Origin of the sequence: Mesorhizobium sp. B2-6-1, from assembly GCF_006440475.1 — a bacterium.
In the GTDB taxonomy this organism is placed as follows: Bacteria; Pseudomonadota; Alphaproteobacteria; order Rhizobiales; family Rhizobiaceae; genus Mesorhizobium.
This window is the reverse complement of sequence record NZ_VFUH01000019.1, coordinates 49,289-61,381: the sequence shown is the minus strand read 5'-3', so window position 1 is coordinate 61,381 and position 12,093 is coordinate 49,289. Positions and strand designations below refer to the sequence as shown.

The window sequence follows — 12,093 nt, the reverse complement described above, 5'->3', positions numbered from 1 at the left end:
TCATTTGAAATCGGGGCCCGCAGTCGATATGTGTCCCGATATCCGCGCTTCGCGCCGGATTTCGACTGAGGGGACTTCCTTGTTCAAGCGCATACTCCGTTTCGTTATCATCATTGTTGTGTTGGCCGTGCTCGTCATCGTGGTCGGCGGCATCGTCGGGTTCAATTTCCTGCGTGACAACGGCATCAAGCAGTATTTCGCCACGATGAAGCCGCCAGCGGCAACCGTGTCGACAACTATCGTCAAGCCGTCGAACTGGACGCCGGGCATCGAGGCGATCGGCACGGTCCGCGCCGTGCGCGGTGTCGACCTGACGGTTGAGACCGCCGGCATCGTCAAGGAGATCCCCTTCCATGCCAACGAGAAAGTGGCGGCCAATGCGGTGCTGCTGCAGCTCGACGACGCCGTAGAGCGTGCCGATCTCGCGGCACAGAAGGCGCAGGCGGCGCTCGATCAGACATCGCTGACCCGCGCGCTCGAACTGACCAAGCGCGGTGTCGGCTCGGACTCGACCTTGGACACCGCACGTGCGGCCGCGTCCGCCTCGGCATCCCAGGTCAACAGGCTTCAGGCAGTGCTCGACCAGAAGCAGCTGACGGCGCCCTTTGCTGGAACCGTCGGCATCCCCAAGATCGATCTAGGCCAATATCTGGCGCCCGGCACCGCCGTGGTGACGCTGCAGGATCTCGACACGATGCGGGTCGACTTCACGGTTCCCGAACAGCAACTGCCGCTGCTCAAGATCGGGCAGACGGTTCGGCTGGGCCTCAGCGGCGGCGACATGCCTTTTGCCGGGACCATTCGCGGTATCGATCCCAAGATCGACCCGTCCAGTCGGCTGGTGAACATCCGGGCGGAAGTCGCCAATCCCGAAGGCAAGCTGACCCCCGGCCAGTTCGTGCAAGTGCGTGTCGAACTGCCCGAGGAGCAGAATGTGCTGGCGCTGCCGCAGACGGCGCTGACCACCAGCCTCTATGGCGACTACATATTCGTGGTGCACCCGGCAAAGCCCGCCGAGGCGCAGCCGACCAAGCCGGAGACAAACCCCGCCGCGGCGGCGACCGACAAGCCGGCCGACGCCAAGCCCGCGGCCGATGCCAAACCGGCCGAAGCCGCGAAGCCTGCCGCCGATGCGGCAAAACCAGCGGACAAGGCCGCCGCCGATCAGGCCAAGCCGGCCACGGGGGGCGAGCAGCCTGCCCTGGTCCTGTCGCAGGTATTCGTCAAGCCCGGCCGCCGCAACGAGGGCATGGTCGAGATCGTCGAGGGCCTCAAGGCGGGCGATGAGGTTGTCACGGCAGGTCAGAATCGCCTCTTCAACGGCATGTCCGTCAACGTCGACAACACCATCGACCCAACCAAATCGGCGAACAAGCAGGCCGACCAGCAATGAGCGTTTCCGATCTCTTCATTCGCCGGCCCGTCCTCTCCACGGTCCTTGCCTGCATGATCCTGCTCCTGGGTTTCCAGGGCATATTCAGCCTGTCGATCCGCCAGTATCCGAAGGTTGACGAAACCGCGATCACCATCACGACGGCCTATCCGGGCGCCAGCGCCGACCTGATCCAGGGCTTCATTTCCGCTCCGATCGCGCGCGCCGTCGCCTCGACCGAGAACATCGATTACGTCACGTCGTCGAGCCGACCGTCCTCCAGCACCGTGACTGTGCAGATGAAGCTCGGCTCCAACCCGGACGTCGCGCTGACCGAAGTGCTGTCCAAGGTCCAGGGCGTGCGCGGCACCTTGCCGGACGCCTCCAAGGATCCCGTCATCGTCAAGGGCACGGGCCAGCAATTCGCGATGATGTACATCTCGATGCAGAACCCGAACATGACCAAGGAGCAGCTGACCGAGTATATCGAACGCGTCATCAGGCCCCGCATGTCGACGGTCGAAGGCGTCGCCGACGTGCAGATCTTCGGTGCCCAGGAATACTCGATGCGCGTCTGGATCGATCCGGTCAGGCTCGCCGCGCGCGGCGTGACGGCATCGGAAGTGCTGACGGCGATCAACAACTCCAACTTCCTGTCGGCGCCCGGCAACACCGAGAACGAATATGTCGTCTCCTCGATCACCGTGCGCTCGACGCTGCAGACCCCGGAAGCCTTCGCCGAGCTGCCGCTGCGCTCGACCGACGGCAATGTGGTGCGGCTGCGCGACGTCGCCCGCGTCGAACTGGGCGCCGAGAATACCGACACCAGGGTTTCCTTCAACGGCAAGCCAGGCACCTTCCTCGCCATCTTCCCGACCCCGGCTGCCAATCCCCTGACCACCGCGGCGGCGCTCACCAAGCTGGTGCCTCAAATCCAGGAGACGTTGCCGAAAGGCATGACGATCGAGATCGTCTACGACGCGACCGGGCAGATCAGCGCCTCGATCGACGAAGTGTTCAAGACCATCGGCGAGGCCGTTGCCATCGTCGTCGTCGTCATCCTTTTGTTCCTTGGCTCTTTCCGTTCGGTGATGATGCCCATCGTCACCATCCCGCTGTCGCTGATCGGCGTCTGCTTCCTGTTGTTCGCGGTGGGCTATTCCATCAATCTTCTGTCGCTGCTCGCCATGGTTCTGGCGATCGGCCTCGTCGTCGACGACGCCATCGTGGTGGTGGAGAATATCCACCGCCACATGGAAGAGGACCACATGTCGCCGATGCAGGCGGCCTTCAACGGCATGCGCGAGATCGCCACCGCCATCGTCGCCATGACTATGACGCTGGCCGCGGTGTTCGCACCATTGGCCTTCACCGGCGGCCTGACCGGCGCGCTGTTCCGCGAATTCGCCGTCACGCTCGCCGGCTCGGTGGTGCTGTCGGGCGTGATCGCCATCACCATCACGCCAATGATGTCGGCGCGCCTGCTGAAGTCCGGCACGCCAGGCCGTTTCCAGCGCATTGTCGACGGCACTTTCGCGCGGGTCGAGCACGTCTATGAGCGGGCCGTCACCGGGTCGCTCAACTATCGCCCGCTGACGCTGATCATCGTGCTGGCGCTTGTCGGGGTGACCGGCTTCATGTTCACCAAGACCTCAACCGAACTGGCGCCGGAAGAAGACCAGGGCTTCCTGCTCTCGCTTGTAACGGCGCCGCGTTACGCGACATCCGATTACACCGAGACTTACGTCAACCAGATGCTCGGTCTGGTGAAGGATATTCCCGAAACGCGGGCGCAGTTCTCGGCCGTCGCGTTCGGCGGCACGACGAACAGTGCGTTCGTCGGTTTCGCCTTCAAGGACTGGGCGGAGCGCAAGCGCAACTCGAAGGAGCTGCAGGCCGACATCACAGCCCGTCTCGCCAAGGTGGCGGGCGTCCAGGCCTTCGTCTTTGCGCCACCGACGCTGCCGGGCTCCGGCGGCGGCCTGCCCATCGCCCTGGTGGTGCGATCGACCGGCGACTCCTCGGAAGTGTACGACGTGGCCGAGAAGATCAAGAACAAGGCACAGGCCTCCGGCCGCTTCATCGTCGTGCAGAATTCGATGGCCTATGACGCGCCGCAGGTGACGGTGACCATCGATCGCGACCGCGCCGCGGCGCTGAACCTGCCGATCGCCGATATCGGCCGGACGCTGACGCTGCTGGTCGGCGGCGCCGAAGTGGCGCAGTTCGACCGCGACTCCAACAGCTACGACATCATCCCGCAGGTGCCGAAAGAATTCCGCGACAATCCCGAAAAACTCGGCGAGTACTTCGTGCGCAGCGTAACGGGCGAGATGGTGCCGCTGTCGGCGGTGGTGAAGATCTCGACCAATGCGTCGCCGGCCGCGATCGAGCAGTTCAACCAGCTGAATTCGTCGACGATCTCGGCGCTGCCGCTGCCCGGCGTCACTACGGGCGATGGATTGAAAGTCCTCGAGGACATAGCCAGGGAGAGCCTGCCCGACACCTTCTTCATCGACTATTCGGGCCAGTCCAGGCAGGAGAAGGAACAGGGCAACACGATCCTGATCGCTTTCGGGGCGGCCGTCATCGTCATCTATCTGGTGCTGGCGGCGCAGTTCGAAAGCTTCCGTGATCCGCTGATCATCATGATGGCGGTGCCGCTGTCGATCTTCGGCGCCATCGTGCCGCTCAATCTGGGCCTCGGCACACTCAACATCTACACGCAGGTCGGACTGATCACGCTGATCGGCCTGATCACCAAGCACGGCATCCTGCTGGTCGAGTTCGCCAACCAGCAGCGCGAGATCCACGGTATGCGGCGGCGCGACGCCATCATCGCTTCGGCCAAGGTGCGGCTGCGGCCTATCCTGATGACGACGGCGGCGATGGCGCTTGGCGTGGTGCCGCTGATCACGTCCAGCGGCGCCGGCGCCGCGGCCCGCTATTCGATGGGCCTGGTCATTTTCACCGGCATCCTGGTCGGCACCATGTTCACGCTCTTCGTCGTGCCCATGTTCTATACCTTCATTGCCAGCAAGGACTTGCCCCAGCTGGCCGAGAAGCCGGATCCCAAATTGATGCCGGCATTGCCGAGCTGATGGAAACGGCATTGCCGAACTAACAAAAACTAACAAAGAAAGAGGCCGAAACGTCCCGGCCTCTTTTTTGGCTGTGCTCGATTACCGCGGGAAAATGTTCCGGCGGGAGCCCTGAACGGATATGGCTGCTGTGCCGATCCGTTGCCAGCCAGCTACTTGACGATGACGATGCTGGTGTTGGCCGGCCCGAAGGTTTCGACGAGCTGGTAGAAATCGGCGGCATTGTCGGGATGCAGCCGCACGCAACCATGCGAGGCCGGCCGGCCAAGCCGCTTGATGGCATAGGTGGCGTGCACCGCATAGCCGCCGCTGAAGAACACCGAATGCGGCATCGGCGCGTTGTCGTACTTCTTCGAATACCACATTTCATGCATGCGCGTCGGCTTAAACGAGCCGGTCGGCGTCACATGCGCCCTGTCGCCGGTGGAAACCTTCCAGGCGAAGGCCGGGCGGCCGTCGACCGAGACTTCCATGACCTGTTGCGAAAGCGAGACGCGCGCCACGATCTTGTTGGCGGCATGCGCGGTACCCGTGCCGGCGCCGAACAGAAGCGCCGCACCCGTCAGGGCAGCGGCGGCGGTTATGTTGATGAGCTTGGCGGAAATAGCAGTATGCATGATGTCCCTCTCTCTGCCGGGCTGGCCGGCCCCAAATTCGATGAGCGGCTTATCGATGCATCATGTTTCGGAGAGATTTCGTGAAATGCTCGTTTGTGTTTCGAATATGTTTCCTCTGGTTAACGGGCCAAAGTTCCCAAATGGCGGACATTGACGCTGTCACCCTGGACAGGAGTAGGCACATAGGTATCCAGCCCGAAACGAAAGTTCGGATTGGCCAAACTTGAAAGGTTGGAGCCCTATTTCGAAACAGAATCTGCAACAAAGCGCATTTTCGGCGGCATGAAGCGGATACAGGCCGCCGGCAGAGTTGACGTAACGAAAGCAGACGGCAACGACCACGGGAACGAAAACGAACATGCGGTCCTGGTTTCTCGGGATCAGCATCGCAGCAGCAGCCACTAGCGGCGCCGGCACGGTTGCCGACGGTTCCATGGCCAGCCTCGCGGCGATAAGTTCGAGTGAGATCTCAACCCTCTATACCGTCCTGTTTTGTGCCACGGTCTGGATTGTTCCAGCCTGCGCATCGTCCGGCTCAAGGCCCACTGGCGGGTTGGCCTTCGGCTGCTGGCATTGCGCGGCCCCTCCGGCAACTTGCTGCTGAGAGGACCGAAGGCCCGCGCCGTGACGGGGGGCTCCGTAGACGGCGCGGGCACTTCGGGAGTTCCTGAAGTATGCCGAGGCGTCACGCGCCCACCCAAGACGGGCGTTGGTCTTCGGAAAACAAGCCGCCGCAACATGAATTACTGGGGATTGACGCAATGAAAACGAAACTTGCAGCCTCTGTGCTTTCGGCACTGCTCTACGCACAGGGCCTGCTCGGCTTTGCCGGGCTCGCCACCGTGCTCTTGAAAGAGCGCGCGCAAGCAGGCGAGTTCACGGCAGGCAGCGACATGTCGCCGGGGCCATCGCTACTGGTGGTGCGCTGAGCACAGGGCAATCGGGCCCGAGGTGAAAACCGGTTTGGAAATCCGATGCTCAACCAGAGGAACTGCGTGAGCGCCCGGCCGTCAATCGGCGAATTGCGCCGGCGGATCGAAACGGTAGCCGGCGCCGCGTATGGTGATGATGGCTTCCGTATCGAGTTTGCGGCGCAGCCGCACGATGCGCGAATCGATCGAGCGGTCGAAAGCGTCGACATTCTCGGCCGGCGCCGCCGCGATTATGTCGTCGCGCGTCAGCACCTTGCGGGGACTGGCCAGGAACAGCCGAAGCAGCGCCACCTGGCCGGGCGAAAGCTGCTCCTCCGTGCCCGAGCGGTGCATGACGATGGCCGACCTCAAATCGACGGTCGCGTTCTCCAACACGATCAGTTCCTGGGCGGCCCTGCCCCGCCGCGTCAGCAGGCCGCCGACGCGGGCGGCGAGTTCCCTGACATTGAGCGGACTTTCGATGACGTCGGCCGCACCGAGCTCGAGCGCCAGCACCTTGTCGACGAGGTCGCACGGCCGGCAGATCAGGATGAAATCCGGTCCGCCTTCACCGCCCCCCCCTTGGCTGCCATAACGTCTGAGCAGATCACGTCCCTCCGCCTGGCTGAGGCTGTCACCGACGACGACGACGTCGACGCCCTTTCCCGCCAGCATAGATTCCGCTTCCCAGGGCTGGCGCGCCTGACGCACGTCGTGGCCTCGCCGCTCAAGGTGATCGGCGAGTTCGGTCGCCACCACTTCGGCGACGCAGATAAGCCCGATAACGGCGCGTGCAGCCATGTTTTCCAACCATTTCCTGGCAACCCGATATGAGTGCTGGACATCATGTTTATACCCAATCTACTTTCCACCGAAAGTGGGAGCGAGCGCATCGTGCGGGCAAGAATTTTAATTGTCGAGGATGAGCCCGATCTAAGAGAGGCGGTCGCCGAATATCTCGGCGCCGCCGGCTATGACGTGGCGACCGCCGAAACCGCGGCCGCCGCGCGCAGCCTGGTCGAAACGCAATCATTCCACCTCGCCATCCTCGACATCGCCATGCCGGGTGAGGATGGGCTATCGCTCGGCCGCTGGTTGCGCTCGAGACTGCCGATCGGCATCATCTATGCCACCGCCGCCGGCACCGCGCTTGATCGCATCGTCGGACTTGAGCTCGGCGCCGACGACTACATCGTCAAACCCTACGAGCTGCGCGAGGTGCTGGCCAGGGTCCGCAGCGTGCTGCGCCGGGTTCCGCAGCACGCGCCGATGCACGGCCAAAAGGCGAGCGATCCCCGCCGCTCCGTCGCTTTCGGCTCCTTCCAGGCTGATCTCGACGGCAGGCTGGTCACCGGCGCCAACGGCGCGGTGATCGACATGGCCAAGAGCGAGTTCGACGTGCTGGAGGTTTTCCTGACCCGCGCCAACCGGCTGCTGACACGTGCTGCCATTTCCGAAGCGATCGGCCTCACCGAAGATCCGGAATCCTCGCGCGCGGTCGACATTCGCATCATGCGCCTGCGCAAGAAGATAGAAACGGATCCGGCCAGCCCGAAATTCCTGCGTACGGTGCGCGGCGAAGGCTATATCTTCTCGCTGCCGGCCGGCGACGGCCACTAAGTGGGCGCGGGGGATTGCTCCCGCGCCTGTGCTGGTCTGTGGACGGACCCGTCGCAATACTTGTCTCCCAAAAACGCTCTTGGATTTGGGACAAGGCATAAAAACAAGGATTTGAAACGCGGCGCATGAAATCCGCTTGGCACCGCAACGATGGCTGAAAATGACCGCTGAAGCAGCAGGCACGGACATGCAAGACGGCCGGCAAGGCGCGGCGATGGCGGCCGTGCGCGTGGTGCGGCGGCTGCGCGAGGCCGGCGACTGGCAGCGCGAGATGGAAGCCATACTGGAAACGCTTTGCCACGCAATGGACTGCCAGCGCGGCATCCTGTTCCGCCTGCGCGAACTGCCCGGCCAGGGATTTGCCCAGTCGGTGGCCGCCTACTGGATCGATCCCGTGGTCGGTGGCGAGCTGGCCTCGCCGACGGTGATCGTGCAGTCGATCATCAACGCCGATCAGCTGCTGGAACGGCTGCAGGAGGATGAACGGCAGGGCAAGATTTTCGCCGGCCATACGCGCGACCTCGAGGGCTTCCTGAGAGCCGACTTCGAGAAACAGAGCATTAAGTCGTTCCTGTCGGTGTCCGTATTCGCGCATGGCCACCTATGGGGGACGCTGGCGGTCAATGACTGCATCGAGGAGCGCGAATGGACCGACGAGGAAGAAGCGACGCTGCACATCATCGCGCTGGCCATCGGCGACGCGATCGAACGCTCGCCCTCCGACGCCCACGCCAGCGAGGTCATCCGCCGCACCATGCTGCAAGCCTCGCTCGATGCCATCCTCGTCATCGACGAGACCGGCTCGATCGTCGAATTCAATCCGGCCGCCGAGAAGATGTTCGGCTTCCTGCGCAGCGATATCCTCGGCAAGGACCTGCTCGACACCATCGTGCCGATCTATTACCGTAAGGGCTATGCGTCGGGGGCCGAATACATGTCCGGACGCGGCGCGCCAATGGTCGGACAGCGGCTCGAGACGGTGACCCAGAACGCCGCCGGCGAGATTTTCCCCATCGAACTGACGGCGACCGAGATGCGGGTCGCCGACCGCCGCCTGATCTTCGGCTCCATCCGCGACCTGCGCGACAAGCTGCGCGCCGAGGAGGAGATCAACCGCCAGCGCGAGAAGCTGCACCAGAACGAGAAGATGGCGGCGATGGGTTCGCTGCTTGCGGGTGTCTCGCATGAACTCAACAACCCGCTGGCCGTGGTTGTTGCGCAGTCGACATTGCTGCACGAATTCGCCTCCGATCCGCAGACCAAGGTTCGCGCCGAGAAAGTGCGCGCCGCCGCCGAGCGCTGCGGCCGCATCGTCAAGAGCTTCCTGTCGATGGTCCGGCTGCATCCGACGGAGCGGGCCGAGACGGACCTCAACCAGGTGATCCGCGCGGCGCTCGAGGTGACCGCCTACGGCGCGCGCTCGAGCGGCATCATCATCGACACCGATTTCGCGCCTGGCCCGTTGCTGGCCATGGCCGATGCCGATCACGTCACCCAGGTGGCCGCCAATTTCCTCATCAACAGCCAGCATGCGCTGGCAGGCATAGGCGGCGACCGGCTGATCAAGGTGCGGACCTTCCGCAGCGAGCGCGGCGATCCCGGTTTCTCGGTCGAGGACAATGGGCCTGGCGTACCGGAAGCGATCCGGTCCCGCATCTTCGAATCCTATTTCACCACCAAGCCGGTCGGCGTCGGAACCGGCATCGGCCTGTCGATCTCGAAATCGATCATCGAGCGGCACAATGGCAATGTCTGGTTCGAGGAAGTGCTGCCAAGTGGCGCCCGTTTCGTCGTCCAGCTGCCGGCCATTGTAGCCGGCGTCGCCATCGCCGGCGAGAGCCAGCCGCGATCGAGCGGGCTGCGCCACGCCTTGATCATCGATGACGAGCCCGACGTCGCCGGTTCGCTCTCCGACATACTCGAACTGATGGGCATCAAGTCACGGATCGCGCCCCTCTGGGACACGGCCACAGCCATATTGGCTGGCCACATGCCGCCCGACATCGTCTTTTCGGACCTGCGCATGCCTGGAACAAGCGGCATGACCATCTATCGAGAGTTGCTTGCCGAAAGACCGGAACTGGCGCGGCGTTTCGTGCTGGTCACTGGCGACCTGATCGGCGCCAAGGCCGAAATCGAGGCGCTGCCGCTACTGCAGCGTCCGCAGATCCTGGAGAAACCGTTCAGCACGCTGGATGTGCGCAGCGTCCTGTCCGCCATTGCCGACCAGGTGGTTTCGAAGGGATAGACCGCACCAACCGGTAAAAAAGCCCCCGGCCGACATGCGGCGGGAGCCGAAGGGAGCGCTGGACGCGCTCGGGGAGCGCCGCGGCACGTTCCAAAGCGGAGCCGCTTCGGAACCATGTTTCAGTCGAACTCAGAAAATATTCGGCGTATTGGTCAGCGGCGCGGCATTGGCGATCATCCGGACCGCACGGGCTTTGTGGGCTCCGGACTGCTCGGCTATGGCCCGCAGGCAATCGGCGCTCTCGGCGCCCCAGGCCTGACCCTTGCAGGCAAGGTCGACCATCGGCATCGGCAGGCGTGCGGTTCTGGTGGTGGTCATTGCGCCGCCGACGACGTTGGCCGGTGGATTGAGCGAAGCAAAGGCCGGGCCGACCGTCGGCGCGAACGCCATGCCGGCGAAGGCGCAAGCAGCCAGCGCCATGAACATCGCCATGGGGTGGTCGCTGGCGCGCTGGCGCAACGCCAGCTTCGGGCGGCGGCCAACGCGCTCCGGAGCCTGGGACCGGCGGTCGTTGCTGGCAATCTGAACTTTCGCATGCATCATCACCCCCTTCGTTGACTTTCTTTTTTTGATAAAACGAACTTAGTCGCGCTCTGTATCAGCGGAAAGCTGGTGTGAATCTGATATTGTAACCGCCTTGAAACGGCACCCGCGGCAGACCCCACCAACTGGGCATCACGCGCCCGCTTGCCGATCTCGGCTCGGCGGATCGGCAAGCGGGCAAGACGCGCGGCGACGCCTTTTGCCTCGGCTTCCGCCGTGGCAGGATTTGCTTCGAAACCCTGCCGGAACCAAGCTTTGAAACCCGGGCTAACGCGCGGATTCTCCGGGGTTTTCGGGGCCAGCCGTCACATCGGATTGGATTGAAATCGGCGCGCCAATTTTCTTTCGAAAATATGCTCGTTTCCACAAGCCATTGCATTTCAATGAAAAATATGATTATATTGAACGGATATTCAATAAAAAGAAGAGACGTTTTATGAACCCGCATCTCCGTGACGTGGCCATTCCCAACGATTGGGACCGGCGGGGACTGCCTGGCTGGAGCTACCATTCCGATGCCCTCCTCGAACTCGAGAAGGAGCACGTTTTCCGCAACCATTGGCAGATCGCCGGACATGTCAGCGACATCCCTGACGCAGGCGACTACCTGGCCATGGACGTCGTCGGCGAACGCGCTCTGATCGTGCGCGGCAAGGACGGCGTCGTGCGCGGTTTCAACAATATGTGCCGCCATCGCGGCAGCCGTGTCGTCGCCGACAGCCAGGGCAATTGCAAGAACGCGCTTGTGTGCCCATTCCACGGCTGGGTCTACAATCTCGATGGCACGTTGCGCGGCGCTGCCCGCCCGCGTTCCTTTCCCGATCTCGACAAGACCGAGTTCGGCCTGATGCCGCTCGATCTGGAGGTCTGGATGGGCTTTATCTTCATTCGCTTCCGCGCTGGCGGCCCGCAGCCCTCCGTCGCCGAGCTGATGAAGCCGATCGAGCCCGAATTCTCGCACTACAAGGCCGCCGACATGGTGCCCTCCTGGGGCATCTGGACCCAGAAAACTCCGGTCAACTGGAAGTCGGTGCGCGACGTCGACAATGAGGGCTATCACGTCGCCATGGCGCACCCGGCTCTGCAGGACCTCTATGGCGCGACCTATTTCGACGAACCCTTCGTCAACGGCGTGTCGCGCTCCTTCGCCAGCTACAACCCGCATGCCGGCCGTCGCTGGAGCGTAAGGAACTACGTCAAGATCGCGCCGGAGCCGGCGCATCTGCCGGACTATCTGAAGAAGGCCTGGGTCTATTATGGCATCTTCCCCAATGCCGTCCTCTCGGTGATGCCGGAATCGGTGCAGTTCTATCAGGAGTTCCCGCTGTCGACGGGTGAGACCCTGCTGCGCGGCGCCATTTACCGCTATCGCGACGAAAGCCGCGAGCAGGCTGCGGCCCGCTATCTCTCCTTCCGCATCGACCGCGACACCATGTCGGAGGATGTCCAGCTTTCGGTGTGGTCGAACGAATCCATGCTGTCGGAAGCCTTCGAAGGTTTTTACCTCTCCGACCTCGAATACGGCGTGCGCACCCACCACGACCACCTGCGCAGGCAGATCCCTGTGCTTGGGCTCGAGACGGCGCCGGAAGAAAAGGACATGTGGAATTTGAACGACGCGCTGCGGTCGCGTGGATAGGCGACGCCGATAATTGGCGAAACCATCGGTGAGAGCGCTCCT

10 protein-coding genes are annotated in these 12,093 nt (G+C 63.1%); 7 read left to right on the top strand and 3 right to left on the bottom strand.

Annotated elements, in window-relative coordinates:
- Window positions 1-79: 79 nt before the first annotated feature.
- A complete protein-coding gene (locus FJ443_RS28070; protein ID WP_140500621.1) occupies window positions 80-1,393 on the top strand; it encodes an efflux RND transporter periplasmic adaptor subunit in 1,314 nt (437 codons plus the stop codon).
- Window positions 1,390-4,473 (top strand): efflux RND transporter permease subunit, encoded by a 3,084-nt coding sequence (locus FJ443_RS28065; RefSeq protein WP_140525490.1) that lies wholly within the window; start codon window positions 1,390-1,392, stop codon window positions 4,471-4,473. Before FJ443_RS28070 ends, FJ443_RS28065 begins: the two co-directional genes overlap by 4 nt.
- 152 nt (window positions 4,474-4,625) lie before the next feature.
- Here FJ443_RS28065 and FJ443_RS28060 read toward each other — a convergent pair whose 3' ends face one another.
- Window positions 4,626-5,090: a L,D-transpeptidase gene (locus tag FJ443_RS28060; RefSeq protein ID WP_140517911.1), complete on the bottom strand. Its 465-nt coding sequence runs from the start codon at window positions 5,088-5,090 to the stop codon at window positions 4,626-4,628.
- A 213-nt stretch (window positions 5,091-5,303) separates the two neighbouring features.
- Between FJ443_RS28060 and FJ443_RS31485 the strand changes: the two genes are divergently transcribed.
- Complete coding sequence (locus FJ443_RS31485; protein ID WP_181165414.1) at window positions 5,304-5,495, top strand: hypothetical protein; 192 nt, start codon at window positions 5,304-5,306, stop codon at window positions 5,493-5,495.
- A 356-nt stretch (window positions 5,496-5,851) separates the two neighbouring features.
- Window positions 5,852-6,019 (top strand): hypothetical protein, encoded by a 168-nt coding sequence (locus FJ443_RS28050; RefSeq protein WP_140658318.1) that lies wholly within the window; start codon window positions 5,852-5,854, stop codon window positions 6,017-6,019.
- Window positions 6,020-6,100: 81 nt separating this feature from the next.
- Here FJ443_RS28050 and FJ443_RS28045 read toward each other — a convergent pair whose 3' ends face one another.
- Entirely contained in the window at window positions 6,101-6,802 is a 702-nt protein-coding gene (locus tag FJ443_RS28045; protein ID WP_140558460.1) for a response regulator transcription factor, read from the bottom strand.
- A 45-nt stretch (window positions 6,803-6,847) separates the two neighbouring features.
- On the opposite strand from FJ443_RS28045, the gene FJ443_RS28040 reads away from it, so the two are divergent.
- Together FJ443_RS28040 and FJ443_RS28035 are read left to right on the top strand one after the other, a co-directional pair.
- Window positions 6,848-7,621 (top strand): response regulator transcription factor, encoded by a 774-nt coding sequence (locus FJ443_RS28040; RefSeq protein ID WP_181167426.1) that lies wholly within the window; start codon window positions 6,848-6,850, stop codon window positions 7,619-7,621.
- Between the two features lie 160 nt (window positions 7,622-7,781).
- On the top strand, window positions 7,782-9,869 hold the full coding sequence (locus FJ443_RS28035) for a sensor histidine kinase (protein ID WP_181175147.1): 2,088 nt from the start codon (window positions 7,782-7,784) through the stop codon (window positions 9,867-9,869).
- A gap of 129 nt (window positions 9,870-9,998) precedes the next feature.
- On the opposite strand, the gene FJ443_RS28030 is transcribed toward FJ443_RS28035, so the two are convergent.
- Complete coding sequence (locus FJ443_RS28030; protein ID WP_140666462.1) at window positions 9,999-10,409, bottom strand: hypothetical protein; 411 nt, start codon at window positions 10,407-10,409, stop codon at window positions 9,999-10,001.
- Between the two features lie 439 nt (window positions 10,410-10,848).
- Here FJ443_RS28030 and FJ443_RS28025 point away from each other — a divergent pair, with 439 nt between their 5' ends.
- Window positions 10,849-12,051, top strand: coding sequence for an aromatic ring-hydroxylating dioxygenase subunit alpha (locus tag FJ443_RS28025; protein WP_140500615.1), 1,203 nt, complete (start codon window positions 10,849-10,851; stop codon window positions 12,049-12,051).
- The last annotated feature ends 42 nt before the right edge of the window (window positions 12,052-12,093 follow it).

Excerpts from the sequence above, each read along its gene's own strand:
- FJ443_RS28065 (WP_140525490.1), top strand. The coding sequence starts at position 1,390 with ATGAGCGTTTCCGATCTCTTCATTCGCCGGCCCGTCCTCTCCACGGTC.
- FJ443_RS28060 (WP_140517911.1), bottom strand. The coding sequence starts at position 5,090 with ATGCATACTGCTATTTCCGCCAAGCTCATCAACATAACCGCCGCCGCT.
- FJ443_RS28050 (WP_140658318.1), top strand. The coding sequence starts at position 5,852 with ATGAAAACGAAACTTGCAGCCTCTGTGCTTTCGGCACTGCTCTACGCA.
- FJ443_RS28045 (WP_140558460.1), bottom strand. The coding sequence starts at position 6,802 with ATGGCTGCACGCGCCGTTATCGGGCTTATCTGCGTCGCCGAAGTGGTG.
- FJ443_RS28040 (WP_181167426.1), top strand. The coding sequence starts at position 6,848 with ATGTTTATACCCAATCTACTTTCCACCGAAAGTGGGAGCGAGCGCATC.
- FJ443_RS28035 (WP_181175147.1), top strand. The coding sequence starts at position 7,782 with ATGACCGCTGAAGCAGCAGGCACGGACATGCAAGACGGCCGGCAAGGC.
- FJ443_RS28030 (WP_140666462.1), bottom strand. The coding sequence starts at position 10,409 with ATGCATGCGAAAGTTCAGATTGCCAGCAACGACCGCCGGTCCCAGGCT.
- FJ443_RS28025 (WP_140500615.1), top strand. The coding sequence starts at position 10,849 with ATGAACCCGCATCTCCGTGACGTGGCCATTCCCAACGATTGGGACCGG.